General features: G+C 62.6%; 13 protein-coding genes and 2 pseudogenes. All 15 read left to right on the top strand.

What is annotated here, in order from left to right:
• Positions 1-32 precede the first annotated feature (32 nt).
• Positions 33-1,235, top strand: coding sequence for an imidazolonepropionase (hutI, locus tag GSM73_RS23795; RefSeq protein WP_160893990.1), 1,203 nt, complete (start codon positions 33-35; stop codon positions 1,233-1,235).
• Positions 1,236-1,246: 11 nt separating this feature from the next.
• Positions 1,247-2,050 carry an N-formylglutamate deformylase gene (gene hutG, locus GSM73_RS23790; protein ID WP_160893988.1) on the top strand — a complete coding sequence of 268 codons (804 nt, stop codon included), beginning with the start codon at positions 1,247-1,249 and terminating at the stop codon, positions 2,048-2,050.
• Positions 2,051-2,257: 207 nt separating this feature from the next.
• Positions 2,258-3,205 (top strand): choline ABC transporter substrate-binding protein, encoded by a 948-nt coding sequence (locus GSM73_RS23785; protein ID WP_160893986.1) that lies wholly within the window; start codon positions 2,258-2,260, stop codon positions 3,203-3,205.
• A gap of 181 nt (positions 3,206-3,386) precedes the next feature.
• Positions 3,387-4,301 carry an alpha/beta hydrolase gene (locus GSM73_RS23780; protein ID WP_160893984.1) on the top strand — a complete coding sequence of 305 codons (915 nt, stop codon included), beginning with the start codon at positions 3,387-3,389 and terminating at the stop codon, positions 4,299-4,301.
• Positions 4,302-4,406: 105 nt separating this feature from the next.
• Positions 4,407-5,378 carry a prolyl aminopeptidase gene (gene pip / locus GSM73_RS23775; RefSeq protein WP_047226941.1) on the top strand — a complete coding sequence of 324 codons (972 nt, stop codon included), beginning with the start codon at positions 4,407-4,409 and terminating at the stop codon, positions 5,376-5,378.
• Positions 5,375-5,812: a D-aminoacyl-tRNA deacylase gene (gene dtd, locus GSM73_RS23770; RefSeq protein ID WP_076383364.1), complete on the top strand. Its 438-nt coding sequence runs from the start codon at positions 5,375-5,377 to the stop codon at positions 5,810-5,812. Before pip ends, dtd begins: the two co-directional genes overlap by 4 nt.
• A 349-nt stretch (positions 5,813-6,161) precedes the next feature.
• Positions 6,162-7,901, top strand: coding sequence for a glucan biosynthesis protein G (locus GSM73_RS23765; RefSeq protein ID WP_218277732.1), 1,740 nt, complete (start codon positions 6,162-6,164; stop codon positions 7,899-7,901).
• Complete coding sequence (mdoH, locus tag GSM73_RS23760) at positions 7,894-10,464, top strand: glucans biosynthesis glucosyltransferase MdoH (protein WP_047226943.1); 2,571 nt, start codon at positions 7,894-7,896, stop codon at positions 10,462-10,464. Before GSM73_RS23765 ends, mdoH begins: the two co-directional genes overlap by 8 nt.
• Before the next feature lie 193 nt (positions 10,465-10,657).
• On the top strand, positions 10,658-12,328 hold the full coding sequence (gene mdcA / locus GSM73_RS23755; protein WP_047226944.1) for a malonate decarboxylase subunit alpha: 1,671 nt from the start codon (positions 10,658-10,660) through the stop codon (positions 12,326-12,328).
• A complete protein-coding gene (locus GSM73_RS23750; RefSeq protein ID WP_047226945.1) occupies positions 12,329-13,204 on the top strand; it encodes a triphosphoribosyl-dephospho-CoA synthase in 876 nt (291 codons plus the stop codon).
• Positions 13,204-13,503, top strand: a complete 300-nt coding sequence (locus GSM73_RS23745; RefSeq protein ID WP_047226946.1) for a malonate decarboxylase subunit delta — start codon at positions 13,204-13,206, stop codon at positions 13,501-13,503. Before GSM73_RS23750 ends, GSM73_RS23745 begins: the two co-directional genes overlap by 1 nt.
• A complete protein-coding gene (locus GSM73_RS23740; RefSeq protein ID WP_047226947.1) occupies positions 13,496-14,347 on the top strand; it encodes a biotin-independent malonate decarboxylase subunit beta in 852 nt (283 codons plus the stop codon). The genes GSM73_RS23745 and GSM73_RS23740 overlap by 8 nt, the downstream gene beginning before the upstream one ends.
• A pseudogene (gene mdcE, locus GSM73_RS27905) lies at positions 14,344-14,979 on the top strand (biotin-independent malonate decarboxylase subunit gamma); the annotation flags it as partial. The gene GSM73_RS23740 and the pseudogene mdcE, both read left to right, overlap by 4 nt.
• Positions 14,977-15,492 (top strand): annotated as a pseudogene (locus GSM73_RS27900) (malonate decarboxylase holo-ACP synthase); the annotation flags it as partial. The pseudogenes mdcE and GSM73_RS27900, both read left to right, overlap by 3 nt.
• The gene (gene mdcH / locus GSM73_RS23730; protein WP_160893979.1) at positions 15,489-16,409 is read left to right on the top strand and encodes a malonate decarboxylase subunit epsilon; all 921 of its coding nucleotides are present in this window, start codon (positions 15,489-15,491) and stop codon (positions 16,407-16,409) included. The pseudogene GSM73_RS27900 and the gene mdcH, both read left to right, overlap by 4 nt.
• Positions 16,410-16,443: the final 34 nt, after the last annotated feature.

Below are 16,443 nucleotides of genomic sequence, written 5' to 3'. Positions count from 1 at the left end.
GATTCGATCTTCAATAATTCGAGGAAACCGGGATGAAAACCCTCTGGCAAAACTGCCACGCCGCCACCATGGCCCAGGGCGTCTACTCGATCATCGAAGACGCCGCCATCGTCACCCACGGCGAGCTGATTCAATGGATCGGCCCGCGCGCCGAGCTGCCGGCCGGTGACTATCCGGCCGTCAACGACCTCAAGGGCGCCTGGGTCACTCCTGGGCTGATCGACTGTCACACCCACACGGTGTTCGGCGGCAACCGCAGCGGTGAATTCGAACAGCGCCTGCAGGGCGTCAGCTACGCCGAGATCGCAGCGGCCGGCGGGGGCATCGCCAGCACCGTGCGCGCTACCCGGGCCGCCAGCGAAGATGAACTGTTCAACAGCGCCGCCAAACGCCTGAAAAGCCTGATGCGCGATGGCGTGACCACGGTGGAAATCAAATCCGGCTACGGCCTGGACCTGGCCAGCGAACGCAAGATCCTGCGGGTCATCCGTCGCCTGGGTGAACAGCTGCCGGTCAGCGTGCGCAGCACGTGCCTGGCGGCCCACGCCTTGCCACCGGAATACGCTGATCGCGCCGATGACTACATCGAGCACATTTGCACCGAAATGCTCCCGGCCCTCGCCGCCGAAGGGTTGGTGGATGCGGTGGATGCATTTTGCGAGTACCTGGCGTTTTCCCCGGCGCAGGTCGAACGGGTGTTTATCACCGCCCAACAACTGGGCCTGCCGGTGAAGCTGCACGCTGAACAATTGTCGTCGCTGCACGGTTCAAGCCTGGCGGCCCGTTATCAGGCGCTGTCGGCCGATCATCTGGAATTCATGACCGAGGACGACGCCAGGGCCATGGCCGAATCCGGCACGGTGGCGGTGCTGCTGCCGGGGGCATTTTATTTCCTGCGCGAAACCCAGCTGCCGCCCATGGATGCCCTGCGCAAGCACGGCGTGAAGATCGCCGTGGCCAGCGACCTCAACCCCGGCACCTCGCCGGCGCTGTCGTTGCGCTTGATGTTGAACATGGCCTGCACCTGCTTTCGCATGACCCCTGAGGAGGCTCTGGCGGGGGCGACGATTCATGCGGCCCAGGCCTTGGGCATGGCTGCCACTCACGGTTCGCTGGAAGTCGGCAAAGTCGCGGACTTTGTCGCCTGGCACATCGACCGCCCGGCCGACCTGTCGTACTGGCTGGGTGGCGATCTGGATAAACGCGTCGTGCGTCACGGCGTGGAAATCGATTAAGGAGAACGGTTGTGGAGAAGGTCCTGAATTTCAAGCAAGGGCGCGTGCCGCTGTTGATCAGCATGCCCCACGCCGGCCTGCGCCTGACCCCGGCGGTGAAGGCTGGTTTGATCCCTGAGGCCCAGAGCTTGCCGGACACCGACTGGCATATTCCCAAGCTTTACGAGTTCGCCACCGAACTGGGCGCCAGCACCCTGGCCGCTGAATATTCACGGTTTGTGATCGATCTGAACCGCCCCGACGATGACAAGCCGATGTACGTCGGTGCCACCACCGGTTTGTATCCTTCGATCCTGTTCGATGGCGTACCGTTGTTTCGCCAGGGGCTGGAGCCGTCCGCCGCGGAGCGGGCGACTTATCTGCAACAGATCTGGGTGCCTTACCACCAGACCCTGCGGCAGGAACTGGCGCGGCTCAAGGCCGAATTCGGCTATGCCTTGCTGTTCGACGCCCACTCGATCCGTTCGGTGATCCCACACCTGTTCGACGGCAAGTTGCCGGACTTCAACCTCGGCACCTTCAACGGCGCCAGTTGCGCCCCGGCGCTGGCCAGCCAGCTCGAAGCCATCTGCGCCCGCCACGGCGAATTTACCCACGTGCTCAACGGACGTTTCAAGGGCGGACATATCACGCGGCACTACGGCAACCCGGCTGAGGACATCCACGCGGTGCAACTGGAACTGTGCCAGAGCACCTACATGGAAGAGTTCGAGCCGTTCAACTACCGTGCGGATCTGGCGGAACCGACCCAGGTGGTGCTCAGGGAATTGCTGGAAGGCTTGCTGGCGTGGGGGCAGCAGGCCTACAAGAAATAATGCCTGTTTCCTGGGGCTAGGGGGGTGTGGGAGCAAGCCTTGCTCCCACAGATAGATGTGGCCTTGAGCCTCGCAGGGGAACGGTCGCCACCGTGCAAAACCGGGTCGCCACAGTTCATCTTCAGCCCCTCGACGCTGCGTAATGTTCCGGTCACGGTGCACCAAGACACCGACCTACAATAATCGCTGCCGCACGAGACCTTCCCGATGAAAAGACTGTTCAAACGCTGTCTGTCGATCCTCTGCGGTACCGTCATCCTGAGCAGCGGGGCAATGGCCGCCGAGCCGGCGTCCTGCCAGACCGTGCGCATGGGCGTGGTCAACTGGACCGACGTGATCGCCACCAGTGGCATGGCTGATGTGTTGCTCACGGGGCTGGGTTATGAAAGCAAACAGACCAGTGCCGTGCAGCAGATCATCTTCGCCGGCATCCGTGACAAGCGTCTCGATATCTTCCTGGGCTACTGGAAACCGGCGATGGACAACAACATCGCTCCGTTCCTGGCGGCCGACCAGGTGAGAGTCCTGGACCAGCCAAGCCTTGCCGATGCCCAAGCCACGCTGGCGGTGCCGGACTACGTGGCCGCAGCGGGCCTCAAGACTTTCGCCGACATCGCCCGGTTCAAGGAGCAGCTCGGCGGAAAAATCTACGGCATCGAGCCGGGCAGCGGCGCCAACACCACCATCAAGACCATGATTGAAACCAATCACTTTGGCCTCAAGGACTTCAAGCTGATCGAGTCCGGTGAGGCCGGGATGCTGGCGGCGGTGCAGCGGGCGGTGAATCGCAAGGAGTTCGTGGTGTTCGTCGGCTGGACCCCGCACCCGATGAACATCAATATGAACATCACCTACCTGACGGGCAGCGAAGACGTCTACGGCCCGAACGAAGGCGCCGCGACGGTCTCCACCGTCACCGCGCCGGACTACGCCCAGCGTTGTCCGAACGTGAACCGCTTGCTGGAAAACCTCACTTTCACCGCCGCCCAGGAAAGTCAGTTGATGGTGCCGATCATGGCGCGCAAGACACCCCAGGACGTCGCCCGGCAATGGCTGCGTGAGCACCCCGAGGATCTTCAGCGCTGGCTCACCGGGGTGACCAGTTTTGACGGCAAGGATGGCGTGGCGGCGGTGCAGGCCAGTCTCAAGAATTGACGATTAGATGATCGTGGCGAGGGGATTTATCTGTAGGAGCAAGGCTTGCCCGCGACGGCGATATGTCAGTCGACACTGATGTTGAATGTACCGCCGTCATCGCGGGCAAGCCTTGCTCCCACTTAGATCCCCTCGTCTCATAATCAGCGCCCATCCCGATCCTCTATGTTGGCGTCGTTCCATGGCTACTTATCCACTCTCCCAGGCAATGTCCGCCTTCATCGACCAAACCCTGAGCTTCAACGCCCCGGACAACAGCCTCCCTGGTCTGCGCCAGGCCTACAGCCAGATGTGCCGGGCCTTCACCCCGCCATGCCCGCAAGCGCTGGCAGTCGAGGATTTCGAGCTGGCCGGGGTAGCCGTGCGGGCTTACTGTCCTCGAAGCGCGCCGCCGTCCGAAGGGTGGCCATGCATCCTTTATCTGCACGGTGGCGGCTGGGTGGTGGGTGATCTGGACTCCCACGACTTCATCTGCATGGAACTGGCCGCGACCCTTGGCGTGCTGGTGCTGGCGGTGGATTATCGACTGGCGCCGGAGCATCCGTTCCCCGCCGGCTTTGAAGACTGCCTCGCCGTGTGGCATCACCTGGCGGCCACCCCCTTTGCCATCGACCCTCGCCGTCGGCTGGTGGCCGGTGACAGCGCCGGAGGCAATCTCGCCGCCGCGTTATGCCTGGCCTTGCGCGATGCCGGGCAAGCGCTGCCACGGGGTCAGGTGCTGATTTATCCCGCCCTCGGTGGCCCGGCCCATCTGCCCTCGCGGCGCGAATGTGCCGATGCGCCACTGTTGAGCAGCAGCGATCTGGACAGTTATCACGCCCTCTATCTGAGCGACGCTCAACCGTCTTCCCTCGCCATGCCGTTGCTCGCCGATGACCTGAGCGGCCTGCCGCCAGCGCTGGTCGTCGTGGCGCAATGGGACCCGTTGCGCGACGACGGCGTCCTTTATAGCGAGCGGCTGAACAGCGCAGGTGTGGATGCTGTGTTGTATGTCGGGGGAAGATTGGTTCACGGCTGTTTACGTGGCCGGGGCCAAGTGCCGGAGGTCGATCAGATGTATCGCACACTGCTGGCGTATCTGGCTGACACGCTTTGACTGCGCAGGGGACATGCTCATTCGGGTAATTCGGGTTTATGATGCCGGACGGCAGATTAAATAGAAGTCCCCCCAGGGATGACTCGACCCCTTACGGAGCGCGCAATGCAGACTTTGTACCCGCAGATCAAACCTCATGCCCGGCACGATCTGGCTGTCGATGACACCCACACGCTCTATGTCGATGAAAGCGGTTCCCCGGAAGGCCTGCCTGTGGTGTTCATTCACGGTGGCCCGGGTGCCGGTTGCGATGCCCAGAGCCGTCGCTACTTCGATCCGAACCTGTACCGCATCGTTACCTTCGACCAGCGCGGCTGTGGCCGCTCCACCCCTCATGCCAGCCTTGAAAACAACACCACTTGGGATCTGGTCGAAGATCTGGAGCGCATCCGCAAACATTTGGGCATCGAAAAATGGGTGCTGTTTGGCGGCTCCTGGGGCTCGACCCTGGCCTTGGCTTACGCCCAGACCCATCCCGAGCGGGTACACGGCCTGATTCTGCGTGGGATCTTTCTCTGCCGTCCGCAGGAAATCGAGTGGTTCTACCAGGCCGGCGCCAGTCGCCTGTTCCCCGATTACTGGCAGGATTACATCGCACCGATCCCCCTGGACGAGCGCGACGACCTGCTCGCTGCTTTCCACAAACGCCTGACAGGCAATGACCAGATCGCCCAGATGCACGCGGCCAAGGCCTGGTCGACCTGGGAAGGCCGTACGGCGACCCTGCGCCCGAACCCGCTGGTGGTCGATCGCTTCTCCGAGCCGCAGCGCGCGCTGTCGATTGCCCGGATCGAGTGCCACTACTTCACCAATAACGCATTCCTTGAACCCAACCAGTTGATCCGAGACATGGGCAAGATCGCCCATCTACCGGGCGTCATCGTGCACGGGCGCTACGATGTGATCTGCCCGCTGGACAATGCCTGGGAACTGCATCAGAACTGGCCCAACAGCGAACTGCAGGTGATCCGCGACGCCGGTCACGCCGCTTCGGAGCCGGGTATTACCGATGCGTTGGTGCGCGCCGCCGCCCAAATGGCCCGGCGCCTGCTCGACCTGCCGCCCGAAGAAGCATGAAGGGGCTGTTGCAACGGGTCCGCGGCGCTCGGGTCGAGGTCGCAGGGGAAGTCGTTGGCGCGGTGGACCAGGGCCTGCTGGTGCTGGTGGCGGTCGAGCCCGAGGACACCCGGGCCAGCGCCGACAAGTTGCTGCACAAGCTACTGAACTACAGGGTGTTCAGCGACGCTGATGGCAAGATGAACCTGTCCCTGGCAGATGTCGGCGGTGGCTTGCTGTTGGTGTCGCAGTTCACCCTGGCGGCGGACACCAAAAGCGGATTACGCCCGAGCTTTTCGACGGCCGCACCTCCGGCCTTGGGCGAGGAACTCTTTGACTATCTGCTCACCCACGCGAAACAGGTGCATGGCACTGTGGCATCAGGTAGATTCGGCGCCGACATGCAGGTGCATCTGGTTAACGACGGCCCGGTAACCTTCCTGTTACAGGTCTGAAAGTGTTTGAAACATCTTTTCGGTCCTGTTTCGAGGCAAAACAGGGAGTTTTCTCGATAAATACTTTGTTACCCCTGATGCGTTGTCACGCGGGCTACTAGATAATCGCGCGCTACGGGGGACCAGCGTTCGCTGGTCCATTTGACTTAGGTAGAGACTTGTCCTGGGCCGTTTGGGGAATCATTTTGTCCCATCGGAGTCGGAACAATGCTCGCCAACTTGGCAAGAGTGGCCTGCAGGTGCGGATTTCAATGCCGATACCTTGCAGATACTTTATCTGGCCGTTGGTTTTTTGATCTGTTTTCGGCGAGGGTTGCTCGTGATTGTTAGTCCCTGTAATGCACCAAAAATGACTGCCAAACGGTTTAGAAACGCTCTGGTAGCGGGCTCGGCCCTGCTGTGCCTGTTTGGCGCGGGCCAACTGTGGGCATTCAGCCTGGATGATGTATCGGCGAAGGCTCAAGAACTGGCCGGGCAAAAATTCGAAGCCCCGCGCAGCAATCTGCCGAACGAATTCCGCGAAATGAAATTCGCTGACTATCAAAAAATCCGTTTCCGCACCGAAAAAGCCGAGTGGGCAGATCAGAAGACGCCGTTCAGGCTGTCCTTCTATCACCAAGGCATGCATTTCGACACGCCGGTGAAGATCAACGAGATCACCGCGACCACCGTCGATGAAATCAAGTATGACCCGACGCGCTTCGATTTCGGTGACGTCAAGTTCGATCCCAAGTCCACGGAGAAACTGGGCTACGCGGGTTTTCGCGTGCTGTACCCGATCAACAAGGCTGACAAGCAAGACGAAATCATGACCATGCTGGGCGCGAGCTACTTCCGCGTCATCGGCAAGGGCCAGGTTTATGGTTTGTCCGCCCGTGGCCTGGCCATCGATACCGCCCTGCCATCGGGTGAAGAATTCCCGCGCTTTCGCGAGTTCTGGATCCAGCGTCCGAAGCCGACCGATAAGCACCTGGTGATCTTCGCCCTGCTGGATTCGCCACGGGCTACCGGTGCCTATCGCATGATCCTGCGTCCGGGCACCGACACCGTCGTCGACGTGAAGTCGCGCGTGTTCCTGCGAGATCGCGTCACCAAGCTGGGCATTGCTCCGTTGACCAGCATGTTCCTGTTCGGCGCCAACCAGCCGTCCAAGATCCTGAACTACCGTCGAGAGCTGCACGACTCCAGCGGCTTGTCGATCCATGCCGGCAACGGCGAGTGGATCTGGCGCCCGTTGAACAACCCGAAACACCTGGCCGTGAGCAATTTCTCGGTAGAAAACCCGCGTGGTTTCGGCCTGCTGCAACGCGGTCGTGACTTCAGCCACTACGAAGACCTCGATGACCGCTACGACAAGCGTCCAAGTGCCTGGATCGAACCGAAAGGCGATTGGGGCAAGGGCTCCGTCGATCTGGTTGAAATTCCGACCGCTGACGAAACCAACGACAACATCGTGGCGTTCTGGAGCCCGGAAAAGCTGCCTGAGCCAGGTCAGCCGCTGGACTTCGCCTATCGCCTGCACTGGACCCTCGACGAAGCCAACCTGCATTCGCCGGACAGCGCCTGGGTCAAGCAGACCCTGCGTTCGACCGGTGACGTGAAGCAGTCCAACCTGATCCGTCAGCCGGACGGCAGCGTGGCTTATCTGGTGGACTTCGAAGGTCCTTCCCTGCAAGCCCTGCCGGAAGACGCCGAAGTGCGTAGTCAGGTGAGCGTCGGCGAAAACGGCGAGATCGTCGAGAATAACGTGCGCTACAACCCTGAAACCAAGGGCTGGCGCCTGACCCTGCGACTGAAGATCAAAGACCCGAAACAGTCCACTGAATTGCGCGCCGCGCTGGTCCGTCCGTTGGTTCCGGTTGAAGCGCCGGCCGCGTCCCATGCGGTGACCACGACCCTTGCCAAGGCTGACAAGGTCGCCAGGCAGCAGAGCGATAAGGAAACCGCGCAAGAAAAAGAGCAGGAAAAAGAAGCCAAGGCCGACAACGCGTCCACTGCCGCTGAATCGACCCCAACCCCGCAGGAACCGGAACCGACTGAACAAGTCCTGACCGAGACCTGGAGCTATCAGTTGCCAGCCGATGAGTAATACTCCAGTACAGCCAGAGACGCTCAGCGAGTATCTGGCCCATTTGCCCATGACCGATGCGCAGCGTGCCGAGCTGGCGGGCTGCAAGTCTTTCAGCGAGTTGCACGAGCGCCTTTCGTCGTCGACTTTCGATGCACCCACCGAAGCGGCGCAAGCCTCGGTGGGCCGTCGGCTGACCCTGAGCACCGCCGAAGAACTCGAAGACGCCGAAATGCTGGCGCTCGACGCCAGCGGGCGTGTCTGTCTCAAAGCCACGCCGCCGATTCGTCGGACCAAGGTGGTACCGGAGCCGTGGCGCACCAATATCCTGGTGCGCGCCTGGCGTCGCCTGACAGGTCGCACCAACCCGCCGAAGCCACCCAAGGACGAGCGCGTGCTGCCGCACGCACGCTGGCGCACAGTGGGTTCGATCCGTCGCTATATCCTGCTGATCCTGATGCTCGGCCAGACCATCGTCGCCGGCTGGTACATGAAGGGCATCATGCCGTACCAGGGCTGGTCGTTGGTGGACTTGGACGAAGTCCTGCACCAGCCGCTGTTGCAGACCGCTACTCAGGTGCTGCCCTATGCATTGCAGACCAGCATCCTGATTCTGTTCGGGATCCTGTTCTGCTGGGTATCGGCCGGTTTCTGGACGGCGCTGATGGGTTTTCTCGAGTTGCTGACCGGTCACGACAAGTACCGCATCTCCGGTGCCAGTGCTGGCAACGAGCCAATTCCCAAGGACGCCCGCACCGCGCTGGTGATGCCGATCTGCAACGAGGATGTGCCGCGAGTGTTCGCCGGTTTGCGCGCCACGTTCGAGTCGGTTGCGGCCACCGGGGACCTGGATCGTTTCGACTTCTTCGTACTCAGTGACAGTAACGAAACCGATATCTGTGTCGCCGAGCAGCAAGCCTGGCTGGACGTCTGCCGTGAAGCCGGGGGCTTTGGCAAGATTTTCTATCGCCGCCGTCGTCGTCGCGTCAAGCGCAAGAGCGGTAACCTCGACGACTTCTGCCGTCGCTGGGGCAGTGACTACAAGTACATGGTCGTGCTCGACGCCGACAGCGTGATGAGCGGCGAGTGCCTGACCAGCCTGGTGCGCCTGATGGAAGCCACGCCGGATGCTGGCATCATCCAGACCGCGCCACGCGCCTCGGGCATGGACACGCTGTATGCGCGCATGCAGCAATTCGCCACTCGGGTGTACGGTCCGTTGTTCACCGCCGGCCTGCACTTCTGGCAGTTGGGGGAATCCCACTACTGGGGTCACAACGCGATCATCCGCATGAAGCCGTTCATCGAGCACTGCGCCCTGGCGCCGTTGCCTGGTAAAGGGGCGTTCGCCGGGGCCATCCTGTCCCACGACTTCGTTGAAGCAGCGCTGATGCGCCGTGCCGGCTGGGGCGTCTGGATTGCCTATGACTTGCCGGGCAGCTATGAAGAGTTGCCGCCGAACCTGCTGGACGAACTCAAGCGTGACCGTCGCTGGTGCCACGGTAACCTGATGAACTTCCGGCTGTTTCTGGTCAAGGGCATGCACCCGGTGCATCGCGCGGTATTCCTGACCGGCGTGATGTCCTATCTGTCCGCACCGCTGTGGTTCTTCTTCCTGGTGCTATCCACCGCGCTGCTGGCGGTGAACACGCTGATGGAGCCGCAATACTTCCTCGAGCCACGCCAGTTGTACCCGTTGTGGCCGCAGTGGCATCCGGAAAAAGCCATCGCGCTGTTCTCCACCACCATCGTGTTGCTGTTCCTGCCCAAGCTGCTGAGCATCATCCTGATCTGGGCCAAGGGCGCGAAAGAGTTTGGTGGCAAGTTCAAGGTAACGATGTCGATGCTGCTGGAGATGTTGTTCTCCATGCTGCTGGCGCCGGTGCGGATGATTTTCCACACCCGCTTCGTGCTCGCCGCCTTCCTGGGTTGGGCCGCTACCTGGAACTCGCCCAAACGTGACGACGACTCCACGCCCTGGAGCGAAGCCGTCAAACGCCACGGCCCGCAAACCCTGCTGGGCTTCTTCTGGGCCTTGCTGGTGATCTGGCTGAACCCGAGCTTTTTGTGGTGGTTGGTGCCGATCGTCGGTTCGCTGATGCTGTCGATTCCGGTGTCGGTGATCTCCAGCCGAGTGGGCCTTGGCTTGAAGTCCCGTGATGAAAGCCTGTTCCTGATCCCCGAGGAATACGCACCGCCACAGGAACTGCTGTCGACTGACCAGTACACTCATGAAAACCGTTGGCATGCGCTGAACGATGGTTTCATCCGCGCAGTGGTCGATCCGCAACAGAACGCCCTGGCCTTTGCGCTGGCCACCTCGCGTCACGGCCAGGCCGAGCCGATCGAATGGCTGCGGATCGAACGGGTTCGTCATGCCCTCAAGGTTGGCCCGGCGGGCCTGAACAACAGCGAGCGACTGGCGCTGCTGAGCGACCCGGTGGCCCTGTCCCGCCTGCATGAGCAGGTCTGGAGCGAGGGGCATACCGAATGGCTGTCGGCGTGGCGTGCATCGGTCAAGGCCGATCCCCACGCTCCGTTACTGCCGCTTCAGCCCATGAGCGCACAGCCTCAACTGGCCTGATACGCAAAAAGCCCCGCTTCTGAAAGGAAGCGGGGCTTTTGTTGGGGGCTGTTTGAGTATGTGAATACCGCCCGAATGGACCCTATGCGCAGACCATTACCCTAACCGTAACAGTTCGCCACTTAGCTTGATTGATGCCCTCGCCACAACACTCCTAATGTGGCCTCCACGACAGCGAACCCGTGGAGTGGTCATGACAACAACAATATCCCCCGACTCGCGCTGGACGCGGCGGCGTTGCGAAAAACAGCGGCGTCTCGAGCTGGTGAAGGGGCTTGCCGACGGTGTGGTGTTGCCCACCGACAAGATCGTTGCGGCGCTGGAGGCGTTGATCCTTCCGGGCGATCGCGTGGTGCTGGAAGGCAATAACCAGAAGCAGGCGGATTTCCTGTCACGCTCTCTGGCCAAAGTCGACCCGGCGAAGCTGCACGACCTGCACATGATCATGCCCAGCGTCGGTCGCTCCGAACACCTGGACCTGTTCGAACGCGGCATTGCCCGCAAGCTGGATTTTTCCTTCGCCGGAACCCAGAGCCTGCGCATCAGCCAGTTGCTCGAAGACGGTCTGCTGGAAGTCGGCGCGATCCACACCTACATCGAGCTCTATGCCCGGTTGGTGGTGGACCTGATTCCCAACGTGGTGCTCTCGGCCGGGTTCATGGCCGACCGTGCCGGCAATATCTACACCGGCCCCAGCACCGAAGATACTCCCGCGCTGATCGAGCCGGCGGCCTTCAGCGATGGCATCGTCATCGTCCAGGTCAACCAATTGGTGGACGATGTCAGCGACCTGCCACGGGTTGATATCCCGGCGTCCTGGGTCGATTTCGTGGTGGTGGCCGACAAGCCGTTCTACATCGAACCGTTGTTCACTCGCGACCCGCGCCACATCAAGCCGGTGCATGTGTTGATGGCGATGATGGCCATCCGCGGGATCTACGAAAAACACAATGTCCAGTCCCTCAATCACGGCATCGGGTTCAACACCGCCGCCATCGAGCTGATCCTGCCGACCTACGGCGAGTCCCTCGGCCTGAAGGGCAAGATCTGCCGTAACTGGACCCTCAATCCCCATCCAACCCTGATTCCGGCCATCGAAAGCGGCTGGGTCGAAAGCGTGCATTGCTTTGGCACCGAACTGGGCATGGAAAACTACATCGCCGCGCGGCCGGACGTGTTCTTCACCGGTCATGACGGCTCGCTGCGCTCCAACCGCATGGTCTGCCAACTGGCCGGGCAATACGCGGTGGACCTGTTCATCGGCGCCACTTTGCAGGTGGACGGTGACGGACATTCTTCGACGGTGACCCGTGGCCGACTGGCCGGTTTCGGCGGTGCGCCGAACATGGGCCACGACCCGCGGGGGCGCCGTCACGGCACGCCGGCCTGGCTCGACATGCGCCACGGCGATGGTGAGGCGCCGCTGCTTGAGCGCGGCAAAAAACTGGTGGTGCAGATGGTCGAGACCTTCCAGGAGGGCGGCAAACCCACCTTCGTCGAAACCCTCGACGCGGTGGAGGTGGCGAAAAAAGCCGGCATGCCCCTGGCACCGATCATGATCTACGGCGACGACGTCACCCATTTGCTCACCGAAGAAGGCATCGCCTACCTGTACAAGGCCCGCTCGCTGGAAGAGCGTCAGGCAATGATCGCGGCCGTGGCCGGGGTCACTGCCATCGGTTTGCGCCATAACCCGAAAGACACTGCCCGTATGCGCCGCGAAGGCTTGATTGCCCTGCCTGAAGACCTCGGCATTCGTCGCACCGATGCCACCCGCGAGTTGCTCGCCGCCAAGAGCGTGGCCGATCTGGTGGAGTGGTCCGGTGGTCTCTACAACCCGCCCGCCAAGTTCAGGAGTTGGTAAATGCACGCCTTCAACCTGCAACCGAAAAAATTGTCCTTGGCCGAGCGCTTGGCGGATATGGCCGTGGACGCGCTGATCGACGAAGCCGACCTGTCACCCAAACCGGCCCTGGTGGATCGGCGCGGCAATGGCGCCCACACTGATCTGCACTTGGGGCTGATGCACGCTTCGGCGCTGTCGCTGTGGCCGGCATTCAAGGAAATGGCCGACGCCGCCCTTGAATGCGGCGAGATCGGCCTGCCGTTGCGCGAAGCCCTTGGGCGGATCGGCCGTGAGGGGGAAGCGGCGATGCTCGCCACCACCGATGGTGTGAACACCCACCGCGGCGCGATCTGGGCGTTGGGGTTGTTGGTGGCTGCGGCCGCACTGGAACCTGAATCCAGCGTCGCCAGCGCCGTCACCTTACGTGCCGCCCGCCTGGCCTTGCTCAACGATCGCTACGCCCCCAAACCTTTCAGCCATGGCGCTCAAGTGGCCCAACGCTACGGCGTGCGCGGTGCCCGGGAAGAAGCGCAACTGGCATTCCCGGCCGTCACCGGCCTGGGCCTGCCACAACTCAAGCGCAGTCGCGCGGCGGGGGCGGGAGAACAGAACGCCCGGCTCGATGCCTTGTTGGCGATCATGACGACGTTGGCCGACACCTGCGTGCTCTACCGCGCCGGTGAGCCAGGTTTGCAGGCCATGCAGCACGGTGCCAGAGCGGTGCTCGACGCCGGTGGCAGTGCCAGCCTGGGCGGTCGTCGCCAGTTGCATGCGCTGGACCAACAACTGATTGCCATGAACGCCTCGCCCGGCGGCGCTGCTGACTTGCTCGCCGCCTGCCTGTTCCTCGACCGTATCGAGCGCGGCGATGGCCTCTTCCCAGGAGTGTGCTGATGCAAACCTTATCCTTTGAATTTCCCGCCGGGCAGCCGCCACGGGGCCGGGCGCTGGTGGGCTGTGTCGGCTCGGGCGACCTGGAAGTGCTGATCGAGCCGGGCCTGGCGGGCAAGTTGACCATTCAGGTGCAGACCTCGGTCAACGGCAGTGAACAACGCTGGCAACACCTGTTCGCCCGCATGTTCGACGGCCAGATGCCGCCGGCCCTGGCGATCGACATCCACGATTTCGGCGCCACCCCCGGGGTGGTGCGTTTGCGCCTGGAACAGGGCTTCGAGGAGATCGGCCATGACTGACAGCGCCGCGTTGCTCAACAAACACAGCTTCGTCGAGCTGGGTGCCCGGCAACGGGCCAAGGCCTTGCTGGATAACGGTTCATTCCGTGAACTGCTCGACCCCTTTCAGCGAGTCATGTCGCCGTGGCTGCTGCGCCAGGGCGTGGTGCCGCAAAGCGACGACGGTGTGGTGATCGCCAAGGGTTTGCTGGATGGCCTGCCGGTGGTGATCGCGGCCATCGAAGGCGCGTTCCAGGGCGGCAGCCTTGGCGAAGTCGGCGGGGCGAAGATCGCCGGCGCGCTGGAGCTGGCCGCTGAAGACAACCGCAAGGGCATCCCGACCCGCGCCGTGTTACTGCTGGAAACCGGCGGCGTGCGTCTGCAAGAGGCCAATCTGGGGCTGGCGGCGATTGCCGAGATTCATTCTGCGATTGTCGACTTGCGCCAGTACCAGCCCGTCATCGGCGTGGTGGCCGGCAGCGTCGGTTGTTTTGGCGGCATGTCCATCGCCGCTGGGCTGTGCAGCTATCTGCTGGTGACCCAGGAAGCGCGACTGGGCCTGAACGGTCCGCAAGTGATCGAGCAGGAAGCCGGGATCGACGAATACGATTCCCGTGATCGGCCGTTCATCTGGAGCCTGACCGGCGGTGAGCAACGCTTCGCCACCGGGTTGGTGGACCGCTATGTGGCTGATGACGTGGCGCAGATCCGCGAGCAAGTCAGCCAGTTGTTGCAGTTGGGTGTACCCGCCGAGCACCGCAGCGGTCAGGCCGAGGTGTTCCTGCAACGTTTGGCCCGACTGGACACTGAAGTGCAAATCGAACCGGCCGCGGTTCGCCAGCTGTATCAGGGAGAACGCCCATGAATTCGTATTCGTTGAGAGGCTTGCGCTGGTTCGCGGCTCTGAGCGACGGCGCCACGCCGTTGGCAGGATTGCCCGCTTCTCTGAAAGTGGCCGACGTCACGCTGGGCGAGCAGAACGTGCGGCTGTTGGCCGTCGTGGCCGATCCCGATAGCCGTTTCCCTCGTGCCCGCAACGGCGAAGTCGGTTTGCTGGAAGGCTGGGGCTTGGCCAAAGCCGTGGATGAGGCTATTGACGCCGACCGTGATGCGTCCAGCAAGCGCGCGCTGATTGCCATCGTCGATGTGCCGAGCCAGGCCTACGGTCGTCGCGAAGAAGCCCTCGGCATTCATCAGGCCCTGGCCGGTGCCGCAGACAGTTATGCCCGAGCGCGGCTGGCCGGGCATCCGGTGATCGGTTTGCTGGTGGGCAAGGCGATGTCCGGGGCGTTCCTGGCCCACGGTTATCAGGCCAACCGGTTGATCGCCTTGCGTGATCCGGGCGTGATGGTCCACGCCATGGGCAAGGCCTCGGCGGCGCGGGTGACCCTGCGCAGTGTCGAAGAGCTTGAGGCCCTGGCCGCCAGCGTGCCGCCGATGGCCTACGACATCGACAGTTTCGCCAGCCTCGGTTTGCTCTGGGAAACCCTGTCGGTGGTGGTGCGGCGAGCGATCACCGCGCCGGGACAAATTGCCGTAGGCGTGCGAGGCGTCTCGCGGGAACAGCGTTACGCCACGTCGATGCCGGTGGCGGCGATCCAGCGCCGGGTGCGCCCGGAGGACCTTTGCCATGTCGCATTGCGCCGTGACTTGCCGGCGTTGCAGGCGCTCGCTCAAGTTCGGCCAATGCTGGATGCCAGCGGCTGGATCTGGGGCGTCAGCGGCAGCGCCGGATTTGAACTGGCCAGTGGCATCGAGGTGCTGCATGCACGCAGCGATCTGGACTTGATCCTGCGCACACCGGATCCGCTGGATCGTATTCAGGCCAGGGATTTGTTGGCGCAACTGGACGGTTCGACGTGCGCCGTAGACATGCAACTGCAAACCCCCTTCGGCGCTGTCGCCCTGCGCGAGTGGGCAGGCTCGGCGCGGCGGGTGTTGCTCAAGGATAATCTTCAGGCGCGTCTGGTGACCGATCCATGGCAACCGGCGCTGGAGCAAGTGGCGTGAGCAGCCTTTTGGTATTCCCCGGCCAGGGTGCGCAGCGAGCGGGCATGCTCCAGGGCGTGTCGCCGCAACTGCTGGAACTGGCCTGTGAAGTGCTGGGCGAAAACGTACGACAGCTGGACAGCACCGAGGCGTTGCAATCGACCCGAGCCGTACAACTGTGTCTGTTGATCGCGGGTGTCGCGGCGGCCCGGCAATTGTTGGAACAAGCACCTGTGCCGGATTACGTCGCGGGCCTGTCCATCGGCGCGTACCCGGCGGCGGTGGTGGCTGGTGCGCTGGGGTTCGATGATGCATTGCGCCTGGTCAGCCTGCGTGGCGAACTGATGCAGCAGGCGTATCCGCGAGGCTACGGCATGACGGCGATCATCGGCCTTGATCTGGCGACAGTGGAGGAGTTGCTCGCGCAGGTACACAGCGCCATGACGCCGGTTTACCTGGCCAACATCAATGCCGATAACCAGGTGGTCATCGCTGGCAGTGACGAGGCCATGGCCAGCGTTGCCGAGAGAGCACGCCGCCAGGGCGCCGCGAAAGCGTGTCGGCTGGCGGTGAGCGTACCGTCCCACTGCCCGTTGCTGGAGGTCCCGGCCCGGGCGTTGGCCCAGGTGTTTGCCGACGTGTCGTTGAAAGCGCCCGCTTTGGGTTATCTGAGCGGCAGTCGTGCCCGGCCCGTGGTGAACACCGACGCCTTGCGTGAGGACCTGGCCTTCAACATGTGCCGCGTGGTGGATTGGCGCGGCACCGTGCAAAGCGCCTACGAGCGAGGCGTGCGGTTACAGATCGAACTGCCACCCGGTGCGGTTTTGACGGGACTGGCGCGTCGGGTGTTCGAGCAGGGCACCGTCATTGCCTTCGACGGTGCGCGCCTGGACACCTTGCAGACGCTGCTCAGAGAGGAGGGACGCCGCCGACCCTAAACCACCGACTCAAGCTGGCGAAGCACAAAAACAA

The sequence above is a fragment of the Pseudomonas sp. PICF6 genome, assembly GCF_009831705.1.
In the GTDB taxonomy this organism is placed as follows: Bacteria; Pseudomonadota; Gammaproteobacteria; order Pseudomonadales; family Pseudomonadaceae; genus Aquipseudomonas; species Aquipseudomonas rhizophila.
The sequence above is the reverse complement of the archived record's forward strand: the minus strand, read 5'-3'. Positions and strand labels throughout refer to the sequence as shown.

Excerpts from the sequence above, each read along its gene's own strand:
- hutI (WP_160893990.1), top strand. The coding sequence starts at position 33 with ATGAAAACCCTCTGGCAAAACTGCCACGCCGCCACCATGGCCCAGGGC.
- GSM73_RS23785 (WP_160893986.1), top strand. The coding sequence starts at position 2,258 with ATGAAAAGACTGTTCAAACGCTGTCTGTCGATCCTCTGCGGTACCGTC.
- GSM73_RS23780 (WP_160893984.1), top strand. The coding sequence starts at position 3,387 with ATGGCTACTTATCCACTCTCCCAGGCAATGTCCGCCTTCATCGACCAA.
- pip (WP_047226941.1), top strand. The coding sequence starts at position 4,407 with ATGCAGACTTTGTACCCGCAGATCAAACCTCATGCCCGGCACGATCTG.
- dtd (WP_076383364.1), top strand. The coding sequence starts at position 5,375 with ATGAAGGGGCTGTTGCAACGGGTCCGCGGCGCTCGGGTCGAGGTCGCA.
- GSM73_RS23765 (WP_218277732.1), top strand. The coding sequence starts at position 6,162 with ATGACTGCCAAACGGTTTAGAAACGCTCTGGTAGCGGGCTCGGCCCTG.
- mdoH (WP_047226943.1), top strand. The coding sequence starts at position 7,894 with ATGAGTAATACTCCAGTACAGCCAGAGACGCTCAGCGAGTATCTGGCC.
- mdcA (WP_047226944.1), top strand. The coding sequence starts at position 10,658 with ATGACAACAACAATATCCCCCGACTCGCGCTGGACGCGGCGGCGTTGC.
- GSM73_RS23750 (WP_047226945.1), top strand. The coding sequence starts at position 12,329 with ATGCACGCCTTCAACCTGCAACCGAAAAAATTGTCCTTGGCCGAGCGC.
- GSM73_RS23745 (WP_047226946.1), top strand. The coding sequence starts at position 13,204 with ATGCAAACCTTATCCTTTGAATTTCCCGCCGGGCAGCCGCCACGGGGC.
- GSM73_RS23740 (WP_047226947.1), top strand. The coding sequence starts at position 13,496 with ATGACTGACAGCGCCGCGTTGCTCAACAAACACAGCTTCGTCGAGCTG.